At 65.0% G+C, this 24,188-nt stretch carries 18 protein-coding genes and 2 pseudogenes; 12 read left to right on the top strand and 8 right to left on the bottom strand.

The genetic code is table 11. From position 1 onward, the window contains the following. Nucleotides 1–258 (bottom strand): annotated as a pseudogene (locus J7S20_RS12625) (copper resistance system multicopper oxidase); the annotation flags it as partial. A gap of 73 nt (nucleotides 259–331) precedes the next feature. Between J7S20_RS12625 and J7S20_RS12630 the strand changes: the two are divergent. Both J7S20_RS12630 and J7S20_RS12635 read left to right on the top strand, forming a co-directional pair. Beyond that, nucleotides 332–604 carry a metal-sensitive transcriptional regulator gene (locus J7S20_RS12630; RefSeq protein ID WP_284054608.1) on the top strand — a complete coding sequence of 91 codons (273 nt, stop codon included), beginning with the start codon at nucleotides 332–334 and terminating at the stop codon, nucleotides 602–604. Beyond that, complete coding sequence (locus J7S20_RS12635; protein WP_430980946.1) at nucleotides 601–1,362, top strand: MauE/DoxX family redox-associated membrane protein; 762 nt, start codon at nucleotides 601–603, stop codon at nucleotides 1,360–1,362. The genes J7S20_RS12630 and J7S20_RS12635 overlap by 4 nt, the downstream gene beginning before the upstream one ends. 63 nt (nucleotides 1,363–1,425) lie before the next feature. Here J7S20_RS12635 and J7S20_RS12640 read toward each other — a convergent pair whose 3' ends face one another. Further along, nucleotides 1,426–3,846 carry a TonB-dependent receptor plug domain-containing protein gene (locus J7S20_RS12640; protein WP_284054609.1) on the bottom strand — a complete coding sequence of 807 codons (2,421 nt, stop codon included), beginning with the start codon at nucleotides 3,844–3,846 and terminating at the stop codon, nucleotides 1,426–1,428. A gap of 507 nt (nucleotides 3,847–4,353) precedes the next feature. On the opposite strand from J7S20_RS12640, the gene acnA reads away from it, so the two are divergent. The 4 genes and pseudogenes from acnA to J7S20_RS16360 form a co-directional block, all read left to right on the top strand. Then, nucleotides 4,354–7,026, top strand: coding sequence for an aconitate hydratase AcnA (gene acnA / locus J7S20_RS12645; RefSeq protein WP_284054610.1), 2,673 nt, complete (start codon nucleotides 4,354–4,356; stop codon nucleotides 7,024–7,026). 4 nt (nucleotides 7,027–7,030) lie between these two features. Further along, nucleotides 7,031–7,438 carry a DUF2147 domain-containing protein gene (locus tag J7S20_RS12650; RefSeq protein ID WP_284054611.1) on the top strand — a complete coding sequence of 136 codons (408 nt, stop codon included), beginning with the start codon at nucleotides 7,031–7,033 and terminating at the stop codon, nucleotides 7,436–7,438. Between the two features lie 72 nt (nucleotides 7,439–7,510). Further along, nucleotides 7,511–8,122, top strand: a complete 612-nt coding sequence (locus tag J7S20_RS12655) for a hypothetical protein (RefSeq protein WP_284054612.1) — start codon at nucleotides 7,511–7,513, stop codon at nucleotides 8,120–8,122. Between the two features lie 94 nt (nucleotides 8,123–8,216). Continuing rightward, a pseudogene (locus tag J7S20_RS16360) lies at nucleotides 8,217–9,569 on the top strand (alpha/beta fold hydrolase); the annotation flags it as partial. Between the two features lie 192 nt (nucleotides 9,570–9,761). Here the strand turns inward: J7S20_RS16360 and J7S20_RS12660 are convergent. Then, a complete protein-coding gene (locus J7S20_RS12660; protein ID WP_284054613.1) occupies nucleotides 9,762–11,168 on the bottom strand; it encodes a helix-turn-helix domain-containing protein in 1,407 nt (468 codons plus the stop codon). 307 nt (nucleotides 11,169–11,475) lie between these two features. On the opposite strand from J7S20_RS12660, the gene aceA reads away from it, so the two are divergent. Both aceA and J7S20_RS12670 read left to right on the top strand, forming a co-directional pair. Continuing rightward, on the top strand, nucleotides 11,476–12,753 hold the full coding sequence (gene aceA / locus J7S20_RS12665; RefSeq protein WP_284054614.1) for an isocitrate lyase: 1,278 nt from the start codon (nucleotides 11,476–11,478) through the stop codon (nucleotides 12,751–12,753). Between the two features lie 14 nt (nucleotides 12,754–12,767). Further along, nucleotides 12,768–12,956 carry a hypothetical protein gene (locus J7S20_RS12670; protein WP_284054615.1) on the top strand — a complete coding sequence of 63 codons (189 nt, stop codon included), beginning with the start codon at nucleotides 12,768–12,770 and terminating at the stop codon, nucleotides 12,954–12,956. A 114-nt stretch (nucleotides 12,957–13,070) separates the two neighbouring features. On the opposite strand, the gene J7S20_RS12675 is transcribed toward J7S20_RS12670, so the two are convergent. Next, nucleotides 13,071–14,528 (bottom strand): MFS transporter, encoded by a 1,458-nt coding sequence (locus J7S20_RS12675; protein WP_284054616.1) that lies wholly within the window; start codon nucleotides 14,526–14,528, stop codon nucleotides 13,071–13,073. Beyond that, nucleotides 14,525–15,355: an SDR family NAD(P)-dependent oxidoreductase gene (locus J7S20_RS12680; protein ID WP_284054617.1), complete on the bottom strand. Its 831-nt coding sequence runs from the start codon at nucleotides 15,353–15,355 to the stop codon at nucleotides 14,525–14,527. Before J7S20_RS12680 ends, J7S20_RS12675 begins: the two co-directional genes overlap by 4 nt. A gap of 150 nt (nucleotides 15,356–15,505) precedes the next feature. On the opposite strand from J7S20_RS12680, the gene J7S20_RS12685 reads away from it, so the two are divergent. The 3 genes from J7S20_RS12685 (at nucleotide 15,506) to J7S20_RS12695 (ending at nucleotide 18,038) form a co-directional block, all read left to right on the top strand. After that, on the top strand, nucleotides 15,506–16,651 hold the full coding sequence (locus J7S20_RS12685) for an acyl-CoA dehydrogenase family protein (protein WP_284054618.1): 1,146 nt from the start codon (nucleotides 15,506–15,508) through the stop codon (nucleotides 16,649–16,651). Nucleotides 16,652–16,681: 30 nt separating this feature from the next. After that, a complete protein-coding gene (locus J7S20_RS12690; protein ID WP_284054619.1) occupies nucleotides 16,682–17,470 on the top strand; it encodes an SDR family oxidoreductase in 789 nt (262 codons plus the stop codon). Nucleotides 17,471–17,567: 97 nt separating this feature from the next. After that, on the top strand, nucleotides 17,568–18,038 hold the full coding sequence (locus tag J7S20_RS12695; protein WP_284054620.1) for a DUF3617 domain-containing protein: 471 nt from the start codon (nucleotides 17,568–17,570) through the stop codon (nucleotides 18,036–18,038). Nucleotides 18,039–18,085: 47 nt separating this feature from the next. Here J7S20_RS12695 and J7S20_RS12700 read toward each other — a convergent pair whose 3' ends face one another. Then, the gene (locus tag J7S20_RS12700; RefSeq protein WP_284054621.1) at nucleotides 18,086–18,544 is read right to left on the bottom strand and encodes a membrane-bound O-acyltransferase family protein; all 459 of its coding nucleotides are present in this window, start codon (nucleotides 18,542–18,544) and stop codon (nucleotides 18,086–18,088) included. Then, nucleotides 18,541–20,799 carry an NADP-dependent malic enzyme gene (locus J7S20_RS12705; RefSeq protein WP_284054622.1) on the bottom strand — a complete coding sequence of 753 codons (2,259 nt, stop codon included), beginning with the start codon at nucleotides 20,797–20,799 and terminating at the stop codon, nucleotides 18,541–18,543. Before J7S20_RS12705 ends, J7S20_RS12700 begins: the two co-directional genes overlap by 4 nt. Before the next feature lie 140 nt (nucleotides 20,800–20,939). Here J7S20_RS12705 and mutS point away from each other — a divergent pair, with 140 nt between their 5' ends. After that, complete coding sequence (mutS, locus tag J7S20_RS12710; protein WP_284055078.1) at nucleotides 20,940–23,522, top strand: DNA mismatch repair protein MutS; 2,583 nt, start codon at nucleotides 20,940–20,942, stop codon at nucleotides 23,520–23,522. Between the two features lie 381 nt (nucleotides 23,523–23,903). Here the strand turns inward: mutS and J7S20_RS12715 are convergent, their stop codons facing one another. After that, entirely contained in the window at nucleotides 23,904–24,182 is a 279-nt protein-coding gene (locus J7S20_RS12715) for a DUF3175 domain-containing protein (protein ID WP_284054623.1), read from the bottom strand. Nucleotides 24,183–24,188: the final 6 nt, after the last annotated feature.

Genomic DNA, 24,188 nt, shown 5'->3' on the forward strand with positions numbered 1-24,188 from the left:
CCGCGCCGTCGTGCCTTCCTTCAACCGGACGAGCGGTCCGGGCACGCTGCCGTTCACCGCGATCGCGTGGCCCGCGCGGCCCTGGACCATGCGCGGCCCGCGCCCGACGGTCAGGTCGATCGACGCGCCGCTGACCTCGTCGAACCCCGCGCGCACCGCTTCCGCGCGCAGATCGGCGCCGCGCGCCCAGCCGGGTAGCGCCATCGCCGATCCGGCCATCGCCATCGTGCCGAGCATCCTGCGTCTGTTCAGTTCCAAGGGACCACCTGCTTGAAATTCGTCTGGTGGCTTGCCAGATATATACCCCCATAGGGTATTGCAAGAGGACGCGATGAACGAGGCGCGCAAGGCGACGGTCAACCGGTTGAAGCGGATCGAAGGGCAGGTTCGCGGATTGGCCCAGATGGTCGAGGACGATCGCTACTGCATCGACATCCTCCATCAGGTGCAGGCGGTGAAGTCCGCGCTCGCCAAGGTCGAAAGCGCGGTTCTGAAGGATCACGCCGCGCACTGCGTCGCCGATGCGATCCGCTCGGGCGACCCTGCCGAGCAGCAGGTCAAGTTCGGCGAACTGGTTGAACTGTTCGAAAAGGTGAAGCGATGAACGATATGAGCACCGCGCCGAACACGCGCAACAAGACCGCCACCGTCTATCGCATGGTGATGGACAAGCATGTCTGCCCGTTCGGACTGAAGACGCTGCACCTGCTCAAGAGCCAGGGTTACCGGGTCGAAGACCATCATCTGTCGACGCGCGAACAGACCGACGCGTTCAAGCAGGACCACGGCGTCAAGACCACGCCGCAGACCTTTATCGGCGGCGAGCGTATCGGCGGATACGAAGATCTGCGTCGTTTTTTCGGCAAGCCGGTCAAGGACAAGAACGCGACCAGCTACACGCCGGTGATCGCGATCTTCGGCATGGCGGCTGCGCTGGCGCTGGCGGTAAGCTGGCTGTTGTCGGGCACGCTGTTGACGGTGATGGCGGGCGAGCTGTTCATCGCGATCTCGATGTGTCTGCTCGCGATGCAGAAGCTTCAGGATGTTGACGGCTTCGCGACGATGTTCCTCGGTTACGACCTGCTTGCCAGGCGCTGGGTTCCCTATGCCTATATCTATCCCTTTGCCGAAGCGCTGGCGGGCATATTGATGGCCGCGCACGCGCTAAACTGGCTCTCGGTGCCGATCGCGCTGTTCATCGGTGGCGTCGGAGGCGTGTCGGTATTCTACGCCGTCTATGTCCAGAAGCGCGAACTCAAATGCGCCTGTGTCGGTGGCGGATCGAACGTGCCGCTGGGCTTCGTTTCGCTGACCGAGAATGTGATGATGTTCGCGATGGGGCTCTGGATGCTCTTCACCTGACGGATCAAATTCCGTCGAACGGGGCGGGGCGAGGCCGGACCGGCTTCGCCCCGCTTGCCTGTCCTACCAGTCGAGACCGGCCTTCACATAGAGCCGGCGACCATTGAAGCCGAATGGCGAATAGAAGGGGAAGGCGACCACGCCGACCGCAAAGCCCGCCGGTGCCGCATCGGGGTAGACATCGAACAGATTGTCCGCGCCAAAGCCGAAATGGAACCTGTCGGCGACGGTAAAGCGCGCCTCGATATCGGTAATCACCTTCGCTCCGGTGTGCAGGTCGGACGCGGCCGAGCTGCCCGGTTCGATCACGTCGCCATAATAAACGCCGCGCGCGGTCAGCCCGACATCGCCCAGTGACCAGTCGATTGTGCCCGTGACCTTGGTTTCGGGGGTGCCGTCCTCCAGCGAGACGATTCGCTGGCGGCTGACCAGCGTCGGCGCGGGGTTGAGCGTCGAAGTGGTTTCGGGGACGCTCAGCACCTTCAGGTCGTTGTAATTGCCCGCGACCGTGAAATCGAAGATGCCGGCGCTGTCGGTGCGCAGCTTGTAATTCGCCACGACATCGATGCCGCGCGTCCGCGACTTCACCCCGTTCAGGAAGAAGCGCGCCGACGCCACGCCATAGGGCGCGAGCAGGTTTGCGACATCGGTGCTGAAGCTCGACCGGATATTCTCAGACAGCGCAAGGCCGTTGCGCAGGTCGATTTCATAGGCATCGGCGGTGAGGTTGAATGCGCCGCTGCGAAAGACGATGCCCGCCGAATAGTTGGTCGATTTCTCGGGCTCGAGCTGCTGTCCGCCGAGCGCGCGTGCCACCGGGCTGACCGACGGGAAGGTACCCGTCAGGATCACGTTGCCGCTATCGACGACCGATGCGATCGAGGTGAAATATTGCTGCTGCAGCGACGGTGCGCGGAATCCGGTCTGGATGCCGCCGCGGATCGCGAAGCTGGGCGTGAAGTCGTAGCGCGCCGAAAGCTTGCCGTTCACCGTGTCGCCGAAGTCCGAATAATGTTCGTACCGTCCGGCTGCGCCGACGCTGAGATTGGCGAAGCGGCCTTCGAGGTCGAGATAACCGCTGATATTGTCGCGATGTTCGCTGACGATGTTGTCGGGGCTGAACCCGCCGAACCCCTGTGCGCCCGCCGATGTCGAATTGCCGTTGGTTGGGCTGACATAGACCGGGCCGTGGTCGTAGGACTGCGGCTCACCCGCCGAAATCGCATAGCTTTCGCGGCGATATTCGGCGCCGCCCGCGACCGTCAGGTCGCTGCCCGCGCCGAGCGAGTAATCGTGCGAGAGATCGAGATTGGTGACGAACTGGTCGTAGGAGACCGCGCCGTCGTAAAAGCTCGTCTTCGACTGCGCGCCATAGGTCGCGTTCAGCGTGTGGATCGTCGAATAATCGATCTTGTTCTTGCCGTAGGACGCGGTGAGGCTGGTGTCCCAGTCGCCAAGCGCGCCCTTCACACCACCGGTGACGGTGAAGTCGCGCGACTTGGTCTGGATCAGCGGCAGGAACCCGTCGGGATAGATTGCCGGGACGTTGTTGGTGTTGCTCGGATTGCGCGGGAAGGCGGCCGACTGTGTGCGGCGATACTGATAGCCGCCCCAGCCGACGACCTGCCACCCGCTGTCGCCCAGCGGCACGCCAAGATTGGCATAGCCGGTATATTGGTTCACATCGGGATCGCCGAAGCGCGAGCGGATCTTGGCGGGCGTGTCGCGGGTATCGAGGTCGCCGCGGCTGGTCGGCTCGCGGTTCACATATTCGCCGGTAACGTCGAGATAACCCTCCGCGCCGATCGGCACGTTCTGCCAGCCCGAAACCGTCAGCGTGCCGCCATCGGTGACGTGGCGCGGTGCGAGCGGGGCGGGAACGTAGGTGTCGTAGCCGCCGAAGGTCACGCTGGTGCCGCCGCCGGTCCTGTCCTGGCGCAGCCGCAGATTGACCACGCCCGCAATCGCGTCCGATCCGTACAGCGCCGATGCGCCGTCGCGAAGCACCTCGATGCTTTCAAGCGCGGCGGTGGGGATCGTGTTGAGATCGACCGCCGCGGCGCCGCGGCCGACCGACCCGTTGATGTTGAGCAGCGCCGACGGATGCGCGCGCACGCTGTTGATGAGCACCAGCGTCTGGTCGGGCGACAGGCCGCGCAGCGTCGCGGGCCGGATCGCGTCGGTCGCGTCGGTGACGGCGGGGCGCGGGAAATCGATCGACGGAGCGACGGTGGCGAGCGCGGCCGCGGTTTCGGTCGTGCCCTGGTTCTTGAGCGCCTGTGCCGACAGCACATCGACCGGGGAGATGGTGTCGAGCCGCGTCCGTCCGGCGGCGCGCGTCCCGGTCACGACGATGTCGGCCGACGGTTGGGCTTGCGTCGATTGCTGGTCGGCGGGGGTGTTGTCCGTCGCGGTCTGCGCAGCCGCGGGCAGGGCGGCCAGTGCGCCGAGCGCCGCGCCGGTCAGGAAAATATGTTTTCTCATGTCTCGTCCCCTTTGATTTTGGGGGACGAGTTGAAAGCGCTCGTCCCCGTTACAGGCCGCCCTGGGCGGTTCGCGCATCCTCTCCGGTCGTTATTTTTTCGTCCTTGCGCCTATCGGGGCGCGCATCGGTTGAACAAGGGCGAAGTGACGTTCGTAACAAAAATGTAGAAAACTATGGCATATTTGCATCATTATGATGCGACCATGCCATTCCGGATCAGGCTGATTGCCTGAGGCCCGATGGTGGCAATTCGGACGTGCTGTTGGCCGGGGTGTCGTTCATCGGCGGCGAAGCGTGGAGCGGCGGGTGCGGCGCGCGCTCTTTCCCAAATCGCACCCCCTTGCTACAGGCTCCCTCGAATCTCGTATTCGCCAGTTTTCCGCCAGCGTATCGGCACAGAGGACCCCCGATCCCACGCCGCCCTTTCGGGGCCGGCGAGCAGCACGGACCCTCAGGCCGATCCCAGCGTTGGCAAGGCAACAGACAAGGGAAGGGAACACCCCGATATGACCGCCATCGGCAAGGACACGCTCGGTACCCGCGACACGCTAAAGGTCGGCGGCACCGAATATGGCTATTACTCGCTCGCAAAGGCAGCGGAAAAGCTCGGTGACATCTCGCGCCTGCCCTTCTCGATGAAGGTGCTGCTCGAAAACATGCTGCGCTTCGACGACGGCACCACCGTGACGCCCGACGATGCGCAGGCGATCGTCGACTGGCAGAAGGATTGCCGTTCGGACCGCGAAATCCAGTATCGCCCCGCGCGCGTGCTGATGCAGGATTTCACCGGCGTTCCCTGCGTCGTCGATCTCGCCGCGATGCGCGACGCGATCAAGAAGCTCGGCGGCGATGCCGAGAAGATCAATCCGCAGGTTCCCTGCCACCTCGTCATCGATCACTCGGTCATGGTCGACGAGTTCGGCAACCCCAAGGCGTTCGAGCACAATGTCGAGCGCGAATATGAGCGCAATGGCGAGCGCTACGAATTTCTCAAATGGGGCGCCAAGGCGCTCGACAATTTCAACGTCGTGCCGCCGGGCACCGGCATCTGCCACCAGGTGAACCTCGAATATATCGGTCGCGGCGTATGGTCGTCGGAGGATTCGAACGGCAAGAAGGTCGCCTATCCCGACACGCTGGTCGGCACCGACAGCCACACCACGATGATCAACGGTCTCGGCGTGCTCGGTTGGGGCGTCGGCGGGATCGAGGCCGAAGCCGCCGTGCTCGGCCAGCCGGTATCGATGCTCATCCCCGAAGTCGTCGGTTTCAAGCTGACCGGCAAGCTGAACGAGGGCATCACCGCCACCGACCTCGTCCTCACCGTGACGCAGATGCTGCGCAAGAAGGGCGTTGTCGGCCGCTTCGTCGAATTCTTCGGCCCCGGCCTGCACGCGCTGACGCTGGCCGACCGTGCGACGATCGCCAACATGGCGCCCGAATATGGCGCGACCTGCGGCTTCTTCCCCATCGACGAAAAGACGATGGAATATATGCGCCTGACCGGCCGCGACGAGGAAACCGTCGCGCTGACCGAAGCCTATTGCAAGGCGCAGGGAATGTGGCACGACGCCGACGGCAAGGACCCGGTCTTCACCGACATGCTCGAACTCGACATGTCGACCGTCCATGCCAGCCTTGCCGGCCCGAAGCGCCCGCAGGACCGGATCGAGCTTCCGCAGGTCGATGACGAGTTCAACGGCGACCTCGAAAGCGTCTACAAGAAGTCGGCGCCCAAGCGTGTCGATGTCGAGGGCCGCGATCACGACATCGGCGACGGCGACGTCGTCATCGCTGCGATCACGAGCTGCACCAACACCTCGAACCCGGCCGTGCTCGTCGCCGCCGGCCTCGTCGCGCGCAAGGCGAACGAGCTCGGGCTGAAGACCAAGCCCTGGGTCAAGACCTCGCTCGCGCCCGGAAGCCAGGTCGTCACCGACTATCTCGACAAGGCGGGGCTGACCGACGATCTCAATGCGCTCGGCTTCAACCTCGTCGGCTATGGCTGCACGACCTGCATCGGCAATTCGGGTCCGCTCGCCGAGCCGATCTCGAAGGCGATCAACGGCAACGACATCGTCGCCGCTTCGGTTCTGTCGGGCAACCGCAACTTCGAAGGCCGCGTGTCGCCCGACGTGCGCGCCAACTTCCTCGCCTCGCCGCCGCTCGTCGTCGCCTATGCGCTGAAGGGCACCGTGACCGAGGACATGGAAGCGACGCCGATCGGCCAGGACAAGGACGGCAACGACGTCTTCCTGAAGGACATCTGGCCGTCGAACCAGGAAGTGTCCGACATGGTGACCGCCAACATCAACGACGCAATGTTCCGCGACCGTTACGGCGACGTCTACAAGGGCGACGAGCATTGGCGCGGTATCGACGTCGAAGGTTCGAACACCTATCAGTGGAACCCGAGTTCGACCTACGTCCAGAACCCGCCCTATTTCGACGGCATGACGATGACGCCGGCCCCCGTGGGCGATGTGATCGAGGCAAAGCCGCTCGCGCTCTTGGGCGATTCGGTTACCACCGACCACATCTCGCCGGCGGGCGCGATCAAGGCCGACAGCCCGGCGGGCACGTATCTGCAGGAGCATCAGGTCAGCCGTCAGGACTTCAACAGCTACGGCTCGCGCCGCGGCAACCACGAAGTCATGATGCGCGGCACCTTCGCCAATATCCGCATCCGCAACGAGATGGTGCCGGGCGTCGAAGGCGGCATGACGAAATATGATGGCGAGGTCATGCCGATCTATGACGCGGCGATGCGTCACAAGGCCGACGGCACGCCGCTGGTCGTGATCGCCGGCAAGGAATATGGCACCGGATCGAGCCGCGACTGGGCGGCGAAGGGCACGATCCTGCTCGGCGTCCGCGCGGTCATCGCCGAAAGCTTCGAGCGTATCCACCGCTCGAACCTGGTCGGCATGGGTGTGCTGCCGCTGCAGTTCGCAGAAGGCGTCACGCGCAACACGCTGAAGCTCGACGGGTCGGAAAGCTTCACGATCCGCGGCGTCGCCGATATCCGCCCGCGCCAGGATGTCGAGGTGACGCTGACCCGCGCCGACGGGTCGAGCGAGACGTTCATGACCCGGTGTCGCATCGATACCGCCAACGAGCTCGATTACTATCTCAACGGCGGCATCCTGCATTACGTCCTGCGCAAGCTGGCGGCGTAAGCGCATGAAGGCGCTTGCCGTCCTCGCCGGCTGCCTGTTGGCCGTGCCCGCGTTCGCCGCGCCGGCACCGGTCACGGGCCGCTGGATCACCGAGGACGGCAAGGCGCTGGTCGAGATCGGCCGCTGCGGGCAAAGCCTGTGCGGCAAGGTCGCGAAAATCCTGAAGGTCGACCCGTCGAAGCCGACGCACGACGTTCACAATCCCGATCCCGCCAAGCGCAACCGCCCGATCGAGGGGCTGACGATCCTGTCCGGCCTCACCGCCGATGGCGACGAGTGGAAGGGGCAGATCTATGACCCCAAGAGCGGCAAGACCTATCGATCGGTCCTGCAACGCGATGGGCGGACGCTGACGGTAAAGGGCTGTATCGGCCCGTTCTGCAAGACGCAGCATTGGCAGCCCGCGACCTGATCGTGGTTGAGGCACCGTAAAGCATTTGCTGCTATGTCCCTTCGCCTCGATGCCGGCGGGAGGATCATTGCCGTGAAGAAGCCGCAGACCGTCAACGCGCTGACCGAGCTGGGCAGGGTCCAGCTTTCGCGGACCTTTTTCATGCGCGATTTCCTCTATTCGGACATCGCCCAGATCTACAAGCTGGCGAACATTCCCGACGATCCCGATCTGGCGATCGCGGCGGGAACACGGCTGTGCGAGGATTTGCTCGAACCGTTGCAGGACGCGTTCGGCCGGATCGCGATCCGCTCGGCCTATCGTTCGGCGGAGATCAACGCGCTCGGCAATGCCAAGGGTCATAATTGCGCGTCGAACGAGCGCAACGCCGCGCACCATATCTGGGACATGCGCGATGCGAAGGGGCATATGGGCGCCACCGCGTGCATCGTCGTGCCGGGCTTCGTCAATCGCTTCGACCAGCCCGGCGACTGGAAGCGGCTGGCCTGGTGGGTACACGATAACCTGCCCTATTCGACGATGGAATTCTTCCCCGTCCGCTGGGCGTTCAACCTGTCATGGCACGAAAACCCGGCACGGATGATCTTCAGCCATGTGCCCGGCGACCGCGGCTATCTGACCAAGCCGGGCATGGAAAACCATGACGGCGACCACAGCGCCGAATGGGACGGCATCCTGCCATAGAGGCGACGCCTGACCGCGATTTCCGCGCGGGCGCACGGTCTTGCTGCCATTTCCGCCTGAGAGAAGGAGGGCCGCTCCCCGGTTGGTTGCGCATATGGGGGTGCTCCGTTACGCCACCGCACAGTTTCGTTATTGGGGGGAAATAGTGGCTGTTGCCTTTCGTATCTTTGCGCCTTTGTCGCTCGCGTTTCTTTCGCTCGGGATACCTTCCGATGCTCAGGCTCAGGCTCAGGCTCAGGCTCAGGCGCCGACAGGTGAATTCGCGCAGTGCGCGGATGCCGGTTCGCATGCGTCGTTGCGCGGGACGCAGTGCGCGCGTGTAGAGGCGCCACTGAATTATTCCGAGCCGGGCGACGGGACGGTCGAACTCTTCGTGCGGAAATTCCCTGCCGAGGGAAATCCCAAGGGCCAGCTCTGGCTGGTCGCGGGCGGGCCCGGCGAATCCGGGGCGTCTTTCTATCCCTTCGTCGATACGGTGCGGGCGGCTGCTCCGGGGTTCGACCTGATGATTGCCGATCACCGCGGGACCGGCTTCTCGACGCGGCTTTGCCCCAAGGAGGAGAGTCCGTCCAGCGACGCGGGAACGTCGCTCGCCGGGGCGGAATGGGGTTCGTGTTTCGGGGCTCTGAACGCGAACGCGGAACGGACCCGGTCGTTCACGATCTCGAACGCCGCGCGCGATCTCGATATGCTGATGTCGCGCTTCGACACCGGCGGGCGTACCTATCTCTATGGTGTCTCTTACGGCACGCAACTGGTCTTGCGGATGCTCACGCTCGGCGACCATCGTGACCTCGACGGCGTGATCCTCGACTCGCTCGTTCCGCTCGAAAGCGACGACCAGCTCGACTTGAGCCACCGTTCGGCGGTCACCGACCGCGTTGGCCGCGAGGTGCTGCGCGAATGCGATGCGCGCCCGGAGTGCAGCCGATATTTCCCCGGCGGTGCGGAGCAGGCGGTTCGCCAGCTTCTTGCGCGCGACGATATCGAGGATCTGGCCGGCGCGAAGCTGAAATACCGGCTGGCCGCGCTGCTCGACTTTCCCGAAACGCGCGCGATGCTTCCCTATGTCATCGCGGGATTGCAGGCCGACGATCCGGCGTGGCTCGAATATGCGATGGGCAGGCTGGCGAGCAGGGGCTCCATACTCGACGCCTATCCGCAAAGCGGGTCGTCGATCCCGCTGGTCAGCCTCATCAGCCGCTCTGAAAACAATGCCCGCCCTGCGTTGACTGCGGAGACGATCAAGCAAGAGGGCGAGGGGTATCTCTTCGCCAGCCCATTGCCGTCGCTGCTGCTATCGGGCGGGTTTCCGACCTATCGGCCGGATGAGAGCTTCGGGGAATCGCCCCAAACGATTCCGCCGATGATGGTCCTTCACGGTACGCTCGATCCCAAGACGCCCTATCGCGGCGCTCAGGAACATGTCGCAGCACTGAAGGGGGCAGGGGATGTCACGCTGGTCCCGGTCGCGCGCGCCGCACTTTATCCTCATGACCGCGCCGGAGAAATTCAAGCAGTCGGTGCGAGCCTTCATTCAGAAGGAGGCAGGCTCGCCCGGGCCCGTACGCAGCTAGGCGGCTTCGGGTGCTCGGCAGCTTGTCGCTACCGGTGCCCTGGAAAACCTGGCTCGCACTTCTCAATCCCCCGCGAAGCGAAATGCCGAAACACCGCGTTCGCGTTCGTTGATGAGGAGCGCGCGGGCGGCCGGCGGGGCGGAGCGTTGGGGGCAGTCGGGACGGACGCACTGGCGACAGCCGAGCCCGATTGGCGTCGCGTCGGCTGTCAGGTCGATGCCGCGCGCAGCCGCGAGCGGGGCGGCGAGGCTCGCTTCCACGCCGATGCCGATCGCGAACATCGCGTCGACCTGTCCGTAGCGCCTGCCCGGCGGCGTCACCGTGCGCGCGATGGTCAACCAGCGCGGCGGACCCGAATCGTCGCCCGATCCTTCGAGATCGACGAGTTGCACCGCAAGGCTCCCCGGCCGGTCGAAGGCATGGTGCAGCCGCCACAGCGGGCAGCGTCCGGGCGCTTCGACCAGCGCCGCGCCGCTTGCACCGGCATAGCGTTTCGAGACCTGCCCGGCGCGGTCGATGCGGATCATGAAAAAGGGCAGGCCGCGTGCGCCGACGCGGCTGAGCGTGGTCAGCCGGTGCGCGACCTGTTCGAACCCCGCGCCGAAGCGGCGCTGCAGGATTTCGATATCATAACCGGTTGCCTCGCACGCGCGCAGGAAGCGGGCATAGGGCATCATCAGCGCGGCGGAGAAATAGCTTGTCAGGTGGCGGCGGTAGAGCCGTTCGGCCGCCGGATTGGCGAATTCGGCGCCCTTTACCAGCGCCTCGATCTCCGCGCGAGCCTCGTTCTGCGCGAGTTGATAGGCAGCGGCGAAGGTGCGCGAGCTGGGATCGAGCAGTTCGGAGAGCTGCAGCTGGCGGGCATGGAGGTCGAGCCTGCGCAGCAGGTCGGGCATCACATCGGCGGGCAGGATGCGGATCGAAAGCTGGTGCTTGACGCGCAGCCGCTCGGCGATCGCCCCGTACAGGTCGCCCGCGCCCAGTCGCAATTCGTCGGCGATCTGTTCGGCCGCGGCGTCGAGATCGGCGAAATGGTTGCGCCAGCGTTCGATCTCGCGGCGAACCGGGGCGACGGGGTCGCCATCATCGCCCGTTACGGCCGACCCGCCCTGTCCGATCCGGTCATAGGCGCGGGCAAAGGCTTCGACCCCGCCCGGTGCACCGGCAAGCCATTCCTCCAGCTCGGCGCGGTCGATCTCGAGGTCGCCGAACATCGGATCGGCGAGCCTGCGTCGCACCGCGTCGGCACCGCCGCCGGGCTCGTTCGCCGATAGCTGGCGCGGGTCGAAGTCGAACCGTTCGGAAAGGCGCAGCAACAGGGTCGCCGACAGCGGTCGCTGGTTGCGCTCGATCAGGTTGAGATAGCTCGCCGAGATGTCGAGCATCTCCGCCATCGCCGCCTGGGTCAGCCCGACCTGACGCCGCAACCGGCGCACGACATGCCCTGCGAACAATTTGGCTTCGGCCATTTTCCTACCGCCCTTCGCTCATGATACCGTCACTGCGATCCAACCACCCCAGCATCATTCGCGCGAAGGCGGAAATTCATATCCACGGCCGTCGATGGTCTTCGGTTCGCTCAGCCGATCTGGATTCGCGCCTTCGCCGGAATGGCGACACAGACTGTAAATATATTTACAACATTACATTGTCGAGAGTCGCCATCCTGACCGCGCAACCACTTTTGGCGACATATTATATTCCAATCAACGCGAATTATGAGAATTTAGGCGTGTCCCGGCCGTAATGGTCGGTCGAACTTGTAAAGGAAACGACATGACTTTCGACGATCTCGTTCCCGCCCCCAGCGGCCGCTTCGACGGCATCGAGCGCCCCTATTCGCCCGAGGATGTGGCGAAGCTGCGCGGGTCGGTCGCGGTCGAACATACGCTCGCGCGGCGCGGCGCCAACACATTGTGGCAGCTGCTCCAGTCAGAGGATTATATCAACGCCCTCGGCGCGCTCAGCGGCAATCAGGCGATGCAGATGGTCCGTGCGGGGCTGAAGGCGATCTATCTTTCGGGCTGGCAGGTGGCTGCCGACGCCAACACCGCCGGCGCGATGTATCCCGACCAGTCGCTTTATCCCGCCAATGCCGGTCCCGAGCTTGCCCGCCGCATCAACAATACCTTGCAGCGCGCCGACCAGATCGAGCATTCGGAAGGCGGCGCGACGCGCGACTGGTTCGCGCCGATCGTCGCCGATGCCGAAGCCGGGTTCGGCGGCCCGCTCAACTGCTTCGAGATCATGAAGGCCTATATCGCCGCCGGTGCCGCGGGCGTTCATTACGAGGATCAGTTGGCGGCGGAGAAGAAGTGCGGCCATCTGGGCGGCAAGGTGCTGATCCCGACCCAGGCGCATATCCGCAACCTCGACAGCGCACGGCTCGCCGCCGACGTGTCGGGCGTGCCGACGCTGGTGATCGCGCGCACCGATGCCGAATCGGCCAAGCTCATCACCAGCGATGTCGATGAGCGCGACCACGAGTTCCTGACCGGCGAACGCACCCCTGAAGGCTTTTTCCGGTTGAAGGAGGGGACGGGTGTCGACCACTGCATCAAGCGGGGTCTGGCATTTGCGACCCATGCCGACCTGCTGTGGTGGGAGACGTCCAAACCCAATCTGGAAGACGCGCGCCGCTTTGCCGAGGCGATCAAGCGCGAGCATCCGAACAAGCTGCTCGCGTACAACTGCTCGCCCAGCTTCAACTGGGAAGCCAATCTCGACAAGGATGACATCGCCCGCTTCCAGCGCGAGCTGGGCGCGATGGGATACAAGTTCCAGTTCGTGACGCTTGCCGGCTTCCACCAGCTCAACCACGGCATGTTCGAGCTGGCGCGCGGGTACAGGGATCGCGGCATGGCGGCCTATTCCGAGCTGCAACAGGCCGAGTTCGCGAGCGAGGCGAACGGCTACACCGCCACGCGCCACCAGCGCGAGGTCGGCACCGGCTATTTCGACAAGGTCGCGACCACGCTCGCCGGTGGCGCGAGTTCGACCACCGCGCTCGCCGAATCGACCGAAGCCGACCAGTTCAAGAAACAAGCTGCCTGAAAGGAGACAGCGTGATGCAAGTCGAACTCCAAACTCCGCCCGCCCGTCCCGTCGGCGAACCCGGTCGCGCAAGGGCGCTGCTTTCCACCGCCGATTTCAAGCTGCTGCGCACCGCGCTCGGCGAATATGCCAAGCAGCTCGAGGACGAACACGAACTGGCGCGCGTGAAGGCGCTCTATCACCGCCTCGGCAGTTACGCCTGACCATATCGATATGGACCCCGGCTGGCACGCCGGGGCCTTCGGCTCCTGAACGGAGCCTCGGGTTTCCTGGGGAGGAAAGGTGCCCGTCGGGAGCGATCCCGGCGGGCATTTCCGTCACCGGATCGGCATGCTCGCTTCGCCGGCGGAGCCGCCCATCGCCTCGACGCGCGACATGTGCTCGTCGCGCCCGAACGGGAACCGGCTATAGAGCCATGCGCCGAGCAGGCCTACGCAAAGATAGATCACGCAATAGATGAGCGTCAGCCGGTCGATTACCGGCACCGGCACCTCGCCGGGCGTCGCCGCCGCGGGAAAGTTCGCAGCCCATAGGACGAGGCCCGAGATCGCGATACCGACACCGCTGGTGCATTTCTGGATGAAAAATCCGCCGGCGAAGAACACGCCCTCCGACCGGCGGCCGGTATGCGCCTCCGAATGCTCGACGACATCGGCCATCATCGACGCGCCGAGGATCATCGCCGACACGCTGCATCCGGTGTGAAAGATGAAGATGCCGAACAGGGCGGGCAACAGGATGGGGCTGCCGGGTTCGGGAAACAGTCCCGCGAAGCGCAGCCAATAGGGCAGCGTCAGCAACACCGCCGAACAGGCAGCGAAGATCGCCGCCGCACGCGGCTTGCCGATCCGCCGCGCAACCGGCGGCGCGATTCCGAACGAGACGCACACGCCGGCGAACAGCACCAGCGCCAGCCAGGTGAAATCGCCGCCGCTGAAGCGCCAGACGAAGCTGTAGAGATAGTTGGACAGCGAAAAGCTGATGCCCTGATTGGTGTAGACGCACAGGCCCGCCAGCATCAGGATGACGAAGGCGCGGTTCTTCACCGTCTCGAGCAGTTCGCGGAACGCCGCGCCGACGCTCCCTGTGGGCGCCGCCTGTTTGGGCAGATGCCTGATCTCGCCATGCGTGCCGAGTGCCGAGACGATGATCGCGACCGCCATCGCAATCGCCGTCGCCAGCGCGAAATGCGAATAGCCGGGCCGGTTGAGCAGCCCGTTTCCGCCCGGCGTCTCTGGCGTCAGAAAGATCGCATAGGCCGCGAACAGCGCGGTCAGCCCGCCCGCCCATCCGAACAGATAGCGGTACGATGTGATCCGTGTGCGCTCGTCATAATCGGCGCTCAGTTCGGGCGTCAGCGCCTGGCTCGGCACTTCATAGCACGACACGGCCGTGCGGACGGCGACGGCGGTCGCGAACAGCCAGACGAGCGTCAGTGGTTCGCTGAGCGATGGCGGGTTCCACAACAGCAACCAGCCGGCGGCGATGGGAAGCGCCGCCGAATACATCCATGGATGCCGTCGTCCCCAGCGCGACCGCGTCCGGTCGGACAGCACGCCGACGGCGGGATCGATGAACGCGTCGAATATTAGCGCCGCCATGATGACCAGCCCGACGGTTGCCGACGGCAATCCGACCACCTGATTGTAGAACAGCAGCAGGAACGTGCCGAAGCCGTTGTCCTTCACGCCGTAGGCGACGGCACCGAAACCATAGGCAAGCGTCGGCCCGCGCCCCACCTTTCGAACCGGCGGGAGCGCGCCCGCGGCGGTCACTGCGTCACGCCCGCCAGCGCATCGAACATCGACGGCACATTAGGGTCCCAGCTGTGGCGCGGGCCGATCAGCATTCCGCCATCGACCAGGATATGCGTGCCGGTGACGAACCCTGCATCGTCGCTGGCGAGATAGGCGACCGCCGCTGCAATGTCGTCGGACGTGCCGGTGCGCTGGATCGGCTGCGCGCCCGCGGCCATCTTCGCGATGCCGGCATTGGCCGCGTCGCGTGCCTCGCCCTCGATGCCGAGCGACGATGTGAAGATGTTGGTGGCGATGAAGCCGGGGCAGACCGCGTTCACGCGGATCCCGTGCTGCGCAAGCTCGGCGGCGGCGACATGCGTCAGGTGGAGCACGCCTGCCTTGGCCGCCGAATAGGCGATCGGCGCGGCGCCTGATTGAAAGGCGGCGATCGACGCGGTGTTGACGATCGCGCCTCCGCCGCGCTTCGTCATCAGCGGCGCGGCATAGCGGATGCCGAGCGCGACCGATCGGAGCAGCAGCGACTGGGTGCGGTCCCATTCATCGGGTTCGATCTCGTCGATCCGCGCGCGCGATCCACCGGCGCCGGCGTTGTTGAACAGGACATCGACCCCGCCGGCATCGTCGGCTGCCGCGATCAGCGACTCGATATCGCTCGCCCGCATCACGTCGCAGCGCTGGAACCGGATGCGTCCGCCCGAGTCGGCGGCGAGTTCGCGTCCGCCGGTTTCGTCGATATCGCCAATCCAGACTTCGGCACCCTCGTCCGCCAGCCGCAGCGCCGTCGCGCGACCGATGCCCGACGCGCCGCCGGTCACCACCGCGCGCTTGCCCGAAAACCGCATTCGCCTCTCCTTTAGGTTTTTCGGTCGAGCATAGGAGCACGGTTGCCCGCGTCAATCATGCTGTTATTGGAACATGTGGTATGGTGGCAGGGCTTGCCCTGCGATGCCGCGCGCGATAGCTGTACCGCCGTATAAGGACAGGATGCTGACATGCCTCTCGACGCAGAAACATTCGATGCGCTGATCGACACCGTTCGCCGGTTCGTTTCCGAACGGCTCCGCCCGCTGGAAGCGCAGGTGGAGGCCGATGACGCGATCCCCGCCGAGGTCGTCGAGGAGATGAAGCAGCTCGGCCTGTTCGGTCTGTCGATTGCCGAAGAATATGGCGGCCTTGGCCTGACGATGAGCGAGGAATGCCGGGTCGCGATCGAGATGGGCCGGACGACGCCGGCATTCCGGTCGGCCTTCGGCACCAATGTCGGTATCGGTAGCCAGGGCCTCGTCATCGCCGGGAGCGACGAACAGAAGCGCGAATGGCTGCCGAAGATCGCCAGCGGAGAGATCGTCACCAGCTTCGCGCTGACCGAACCCGATGTCGGCAGCGATTCCGGGTCTGTGAAGACGCGCGCGGTGAAGGATGGCGACACCTATAAGCTGTCAGGGACCAAGCGCTACATTACCAATGCCGACAAGGCCGATCTGTTCACGGTGATGGCGCGCACCGGGGACGAGCCGGGCGGGCGCGGTGTTTCCGCCTTCCTCGTCCCGCGCGACCTGCCGGGCGTCAGCGTGGGCGAGCCTGAAAAGAAGATGGGGCAGAAAGGCGCCAAGGTCGCCGATCTCAACCTAGACGAGGTGCCGGTGCCGGCGGCGAACCGGCTGGGAGAAGAGGGGCAGGGCTTCAAGATTGCGATGCAGGTGCTCGACCGCGGGCGGCTGCATATCTCTGCCGTTTGTGTCGGCGTCGCGGAACGGCTGATCGCCGATTGCGTCGCCTATGCGGGCGAGCGCAAGCAGTTCGGAAAGGCCATTGCCGAGCATCAGCTGATTCAGGCGATGATTGCCGATTCAAAGACCGAGGCGCTTGCCGCGCGCGCGCTCGTGCTGGAGACCGCCGCGAAGAAGGATGCCGGCGAGAATGTCGTGATGGAGTCGGCGGCGGCGAAATATTATGCCAGCGAGATGGTCGGGCGCGTCGCCGACCGCGCGGTGCAGATTTTCGGCGGCGCGGGCTATATCGCCGATTACGGGATCGAACGCCTCTACCGCGACGTTCGTTTGTTCCGCATCTATGAAGGCACCAGCCAGATCCAGCAGATCATCATCGCGCGCGAAACGATGAAGCGCGGCGGCTGAGCGCACAGCAACACACGGAAGAGGATCACCATGGACGTCAGCAAGCTATTCCGCCTCGACGGTCGCGTCGCGCTCGTCACCGGCGGGTCGCGCGGGATCGGCAGCATGATCGCCGAAGGCTTTATTGCCAGCGGGGCGAAGGTCTATATCTCTTCGCGCGACGCAGATGCGTGCAACGCGACTGCCGAGGAGCTCGGCGAAAACTGCATCGCGCTGCCGCAGGACATCTCGACCGTTGCCGGCTGCAAGGCGCTCGCCGAAACATTGGCCGAGCGCGAGGACAAGCTCGATATTCTCGTCAACAATGCCGGCGCGGCGTGGGGCGAACCGTTCGAAACCTTTCCCGAAAAGGGCTGGGACAAGGTCATGGACCTGAACGTCAAATCGCCCTTCTTCCTTACCCAGGCGCTGCACAGCCTGTTGCAGGCATCGGCGCGGCACGAGCAGCCGGCGAAGGTCATCAACATCACCTCGATCGACGGGCAGCGGCTCAATCCCTGGGACACGTACAGCTATCACGCGTCGAAATCGGCGCTGATCTATCTCACCAAGCGGATGGCGGCGCGCCTCATCCGCGACTCGATCAACGTCACGTCGATCGCGCCGGGCGCCTTCCCGTCGAAGATGAACCGCGCCGCGCGCGACCACGGCGATGCGGTTGCGCAGGGCATCCCCGCCAAGCGCATCGGCGAGCCCGAAGATATGGCTGCCGCCGCGATCTACCTCGCCAGTCGCGCGGGCGATTATGTGGTGGGCGAAACGATCACCGTCGATGGCGGGCTGGTCAACGCCGCGCTGGGCACGAGCATCGACGCCTAGGCGGGTTTGCGCCGTTCGCGCCGGGGGTTGCATCACGGGCCGCCACGCGCTTCAATACGGGCCGGGTCGCAGATGAAGAGATACTGAGAGGGGTATCATGCACGCGACCACGACCATTTTACTTGTTGCCGTAGCAGCCGCCACCGCCGGCGGGCCGAACGTCCGGCCCGGCGAGTGGAAGACGACCACGACGATCGTCGATTTCGATATGGCGCTTCCTCCCGGTGCGCCGCCAGGCATGCTCGATATGGTGAAATCACGGATGAACAGCCACGGCATGTCGCACAGCCAGTGCATCACCGCCGCCGACCTTCGCGATGCGCCCCAAAAGCTGGTGAAATCGTCGAAGGGCAAATGCTCCTATGACAGCTTCTCGATGGCGGGTGGAAAGCTCCACGCGACCGCGACCTGCAATATGGAGCAGTCGGGCACGATGAAGATGACGATGGATGGCCGGTATACCGCGACGACGATGGACAGCACGATGGAGATGCGCGGCAAGGTGCCGTCCGGCCCCATGCGCATGACCATGAAGATGCACGGGCAGCGCACGGGCGATTGCGGCTGATATCTGTTGCGGCGGCTGACGGGCGCTGGCCCCGGAGCCGCAAAATCCTAACCGGCCAGTGACCGCGTTACCGCAAGCGCCGCGCCGAGCGACGTTGCGATATAGCTTATGTGCGCGCCCGCACGGACCGGATGGGCGAAGCGCGACAGGTTCATGCCGACCGCCTCGCCGACCAGGACTCCGATGGCGAGAAACGCGAACCAGGCGGTGAACAGCCCAACCGTCGAACCGCGAACCAGTAACGTCACGGCATCGTGCAGCATGCCGCAAAAGACGAAGGTGCCGAGCAGCGCCAATGCGCGCGGCACCGCCCTGCGAAGCGGTGTGAATATGTAGCGCCCCAATCCATAGCCGAAGATCGGATTCCAGTAGAGCCAGAAGCCGGCGAAGGATCGCGCGCCGAACGCGCGGCGCCCCATGGCCGACAGCGAACCCGGTGCACCGAGCGGAACGCCGAGACGCCGTTTCACATAGCTGCGCAGGCTGAGCGCCGGCGACGATGTCACCCGACCATGCCGCCTGCGGCGAGGACGGCAAGCGTGACAAGCTCGCTCGCGCTCGACGTCATCGGGGCGATCTGGACCGGCTTTTCCATCCCGACGAGCATCGGACCGATCACCGAATCGCCGCCCAGTTCGCGCAGGATCTTGGCGGAGATATTGGCCGATTGCAGGCCCGGCATCACCAGCACATTGGCGGGACCCGAAAGGCGCGCAAACGGATAATTGGCGAGCTGGCGCGGATTGAGCGCGACATCGGGCGCCATCTCGCCTTCATATTCGAATCCGACCTCACGCTTGTCGAGCACCTGTACGGCGGCGCGAATATTGTCGAGCCACTTGCCCTCGGGATTGCCGAAGGTCGAATAGCTGAGGAACGCGACGCGCGGTTCGTGCCCCATGCGCCGCGCCACCTGCGCCGTCTGTTCGGCGATATCGGCCAGCTCTTCGGCATCGGGACGCTCGTTCACCGTGGTGTCGGCGATGAAGACGGTGTGCGTATGCCCGACCATGATGTGGATGCCGAACGGTGTCCGGTCCGGCTTGGGGTCGATGACGCGGCGAAGTTCGCGCGTAGTCTGCGCATAGGTCCGCGTGGTGCCGGTAATCATGGCATCGCCCTCGCCCAGCTGGAGCATCAGCCCGCCGAACACGTTGCGGTTCTGGTTGACCATCCGCTCGCAATCGCGGCGCAGATAGCCGCGCCGCTGCAGTCGGGCATAAAGGAAATCGACCATCTTGGGCACCAGCGGCGAGTGGCGACTGTTGTGCACTTCGAAGCTTTCGGGGTCATCGACGCCCAGCGCGCGCAGCCGGTCATGCACATCGTCGCGGCCGACAAGCACCGGCGTTCCGTATCCGCCATCGCGGAATGCGATTGCCGCGCGCAGCACGACCTCTTCCTCGCCCTCGGCAAAGATGACGCGCTTGGGGCGCGACCGCGCACCTTCATAGGCTAGCTGCAACACCGATGTCGTCGGGTTGAGGCGCCCGCGCAGTTCCTGGCGATAGGCGGCCATGTCGAGGATCGGTTTGGTCGCGACCCCCGAATCCATCGCCGCCTTGGCGACGGCGGCGGGCACGATTTCCATCAGCCGCGGATCGAACGGCGCGGGAATGATGTAATCGGGGCCGAAGCTGTGCTTGGTATTGTATGCCGTCGCGACTTCTTCGGGCACCTGCTGGCGCGCGAGTTCGGCGAGCGCCTCGGCCGCCGCGATCTTCATCTCGTCGTTGATCGTCGTCGCGCGCACGTCGAGCGCGCCGCGGAAGATGAACGGGAAGCCGAGAACGTTGTTGACCTGGTTGGGATAGTCCGACCGGCCGGTCGCGATAATGACGTCGGGCCGCGCCTTCTTCGCCTCGGGCGGGCTGATTTCCGGGTCGGGATTGGCCATTGCGAAGACGATCGGCTTGTCGGCCATCGTCGCCAGATATTCGGCGGGAAGCGCGCCTGCCGCCGACAGGCCGAGGAAAACGTCGGCGCCGTCGAGCGCGTCTTCCAGTGTCCGGCGGTCGGTGTCGACGGCGTGAGTCGATTGCCACTGATTGATGCCGTCGCGGCCCTGATAAAGCACGCCACTGCGGTCGAGCATCAGCATGTTTTCCTGCGGCAGGCCCATCGCCTTGATAAGGTCGGCGCACGCGATCGCCGCTGCACCCGCGCCGTTCATCACCACGCGCGTCTTCTTGATGTCGCGCCCGGTCAGGTGCAGCGCGTTGATGAGGCCGGCCGCGGCGATGATCGCGGTGCCGTGCTGATCGTCGTGAAAGACCGGAATGTTCATCCGCTCGCGCAGCGTCTGCTCGATGATGAAGCATTCGGGCGACTTGATATCTTCCAGATTAATGCCGCCGAAGCTCGGCTCCATCAGCTCGACGGCGGAGATGAACTTGTCGACATCCTCGGTCTTCAGCTCGAGATCGATCGAATCGACATCGGCGAAGCGTTTGAACAGCACCGCCTTGCCCTCCATCACCGGCTTGGATGCGAGCGCGCCCAGATTGCCGAGTCCAAGGATAGCGGTACCATTGGAAATCACGGCAACGAGATTGCCCTTGGCCGTATAGTCATAGGCGGTGTGCGGGTCTTCGGCGATGGCGCGGACGGGGACGGCGACCCCCGGCGAATAGGCAAGCGCCAGGTCCCGCTGCGTCGACATCGGCTTCGACGCGACGATCTCGATCTTGCCCGGGCGCCCCTCCGAATGGAACAGCAATGCTTCGCGTTCGGAAAACTGGACGTTCGATTCTTCGGACATGATGGAGCGGGACCTTCGTTGAACTGACGCTACGTCCTTTAGGGGGCTTGGCGCCTCGCTGTCACCCCCGCGATGCAAAGGGCTTTAGAGTCGCTTCCGGCTCGGCTAGGCACGCCGTCATGCCCGCAGGTCCCACACCCATGATGGCCCAGTATCTCGCGTTGAAGGAGCAGGCGGCCGACTGCCTGCTCTTTTATCGCATGGGCGACTTTTTCGAACTGTTCTTCGACGACGCCAAGGTCGCTGCCGCGACGCTCGACATCGCGCTGACAGCGCGCGGCGAACATGATGGCGAAAAGGTCGCGATGTGCGGCGTGCCCGCGCATTCGGCTGAAAGCTATCTCGCGCGCCTTATCAAGGCGGGGCACCGCGTCGCCATCGCGGATCAGGTCGAAACGCCCGAGGAGGCGAAGAGGCGCGGCGGATCGAAGGCGCTCGTCGAGCGCGCGATCGTCCGCGTCGTCACCGCGGGCACACTGACCGAAGAAGCGCTGCTCGACGCCCGCGCCGCCAACTGGTGCGTCGCGATCGGCGAGGCGGCGGGCGAGATCGCGGTTGCTGCGGCCGACATCTCGACCGGCCGGTTCGAAGTATGCGGCACGAGTGCGGCGGGGCTGGCGTCCGAACTGGCGCGGCTCAACCCGGCCGAGGTGATCGCCTCCGACGCCACCGCCTTTGCCGAGGCAGCGACCACGCTCAGGCCCAAGGCGGAATTCGACAGCGGCAAGGGCGAGGAGCGGCTGAAACGCCTCCACGGCGTCGCGACGCTCGACGGCTATGGCCAGTTTTCGCGCGCAGCGCTCGCGGCCTGTGGCGGGCTCGTCGCCTATCTCGATCATACTGCAAAGGGATCGCTCCCTTTCCTGCGGCCGCCGCTCATTACCGATATGGGCGCGACGATGGCGATCGACGCGGCCACGCGAGAGAGCCTCGAGTTGACGGTCAGCACGGCGGGCAGCCGCAAGGGCAGCCTGCTCGACGCCGCCGACCGCACGGTGACGGGCGCCGGCGCGCGGATGCTGGCGCAGGATATCGCCGCGCCGCTGATGGAGCGCAGCGCGATCGAGGCGCGCCTCGCGCTGGTGCAGCGTTTCCACGACGATGCGGGGCTGCGGGAGACCACGCGCTCGGCGCTGCGCGCGCTTCCCGATATCGGCCGCGCGATCGGACGGCTGGCCGCGGGCAGGGGGGCACCGCGCGATCTCGGCCAGCTTCGCGACGGGCTCGAAGGCGCATGGATGCTGGGCGAGAAGCTGGCGGCGATCGCCGACGTGCCGCCGCTCCTCGCCGATCTTGCGCCCAGGCTGCGCGGGCATGGTGCGCTGATCGACCTCATGAAGCGCGCATTGGTGCCCGATCCGCCGATCGACACCGACAAGGGCGGCTATATCGCCGAGGGCTATGACGCCGCACTCGACGACCTGCGCGCGACCGGCGCAGGCGGGCGGCGCGCGATAGCGGCGCTCGAGGCGCGCTACCGCGAGCAAACTGGCATCAACGCGCTCAAGGTGCGGCACAACAATGTGCTCGGCTATCATGTCGAGGTACCGTCGAAACATGCCGACGCGCTGATGGCGCCCGATAGCGGCTTTACCCATCGCCAGACGCTCGCCGGCGTGGTGCGCTTCAACAGCCCCAAACTGCACGAGACCGCGACCAAGGTCACGCAGGCCGGTGCGCACGCGCTCGCCGCCGAAGCCGCGCATCTCGAAGACTTGATCGCCACCGCGCTCGAAACGCGCGAGGCGATTGCGGCGACCGCCGATGCGCTCGCCCGGATCGACGTCGCGGCCGGACTTGCCGAGCGCGCGGCCGAGGGCGGATGGATACGGCCCGGCCTGGTCGATCATGCCTGTTTCGAGGTCGAGGGCGGTCGCCATCCGGTGGTCGAAGCCGCGCTCCACAAGACCGGCGAACGCTTCGTCGCGAACGACTGCAAGCTGTCGGAGGATTCGCGGCTGTGGCTCGTCACCGGTCCGAACATGGGCGGCAAATCGACCTTTTTGCGCCAGAACGCGCTGATCGCCGTACTCGCACAGGCGGGCAGCTACGTCCCGGCATCGAGCGTGACGCTGGGGTTGGTCGACCGCCTGTTCAGCCGCGTCGGCGCATCGGACAATCTCGCGCGCGGACGTTCGACCTTCATGGTCGAAATGGTCGAAACCGCCGCCATCCTCGCCCAGGCGGGGCCGCAGAGCTTCGTCATCCTCGACGAGGTCGGGCGCGGCACCTCGACCTATGACGGGCTCGCAATCGCCTGGGCGGTGGTCGAGGCGATCCACGAGGAAAATCGCTGCCGCTGCCTGTTCGCGACGCACTATCACGAACTGACCCGGCTCGCCGAACGCTGCGATGCATTGTCGCTCCATCACGTCCGCGCGCGCGAATGGAAGGGCGATCTCGTCCTGCTGCACGAGGTCAGCGACGGTCCTGCCGATCGTAGTTACGGACTCGACGTAGCGCGCCTTGCCGGACTGCCGAAATCGGCACTGGCGCGCGCCAAGGCGGTACTCGCCAAGCTGGAAGCGGGACGCGAAAAGACGGGCGGCATCGCAGCGGGGCTCGACGATCTGCCGCTGTTCGCCGCTGCCGCCGAGCAGGAGGAAGAGGAGGCGGACGCGCTCCGCACCGAACTGGAAACGCTCGACGTCGATGCGCTGTCCCCGCGCGAGGCGCTCGATACGCTCTACCGGCTCAAGGCGCTGGCCGGCGAGCAGGGCTGAGAACGCACGCGAAAAATGAAAGAGGCTGCCGGGCCCCGCAGAGCCCGACAGCCTCAAGCATGGTCAGCGGCCGGAGAGCTCCAGCCCGGGAGACCATGCGAGCCGCTTTGCTTTCGCTGGCGAGCGTTGATTGGAGGAGGATACCTCCCGCTCACCAAAGCGGACGGAGGGCTTCCGTCCGCCGCGTCAGCTCAGCGGCGCGTCTCCCGAACGAACTGAACCGACCCCATTGCTGAACCATGAGACATCGGATCACCTCCTTTCGCTAGTTGAAGAGCTACGCACCCTGCCGGGTACATGCGAATCAATGAATCATCGCGAGTCGCAGAACAAGTCTTGTAATGCATCGCGGTTTGCGCGATTCTCCTCCGCCTGCGCCGATCAGGCTCTGCCGAATGCCTCGCGCAGCGAATCCTTCGCATCCTCCAGCACCTGTTTCTGCTTCGCATCGAGGCCGCTGCCGGCGCGATTGATGTAGAAGGTCAGCATCGACATCGCCGACTGATAGTCCGATCCCTTTTTGCGGTCGCTCTGCTCAGCTGAATTCTTGAGCGACGCCGCGATCCGGTCGGGGTCGTTCCAGGTAAAGACGCCTTCTTCCAGATCGAGCGCGTCGGAATGCTCGGTCACGTCCTGCGACCATTTCTTGTCGGTGGTCATGGCTCT

The organism is Stakelama marina (genome assembly GCF_018122655.1).
In the GTDB taxonomy this organism is placed as follows: domain Bacteria; phylum Pseudomonadota; class Alphaproteobacteria; order Sphingomonadales; family Sphingomonadaceae; genus Sphingomonas; species Sphingomonas marina.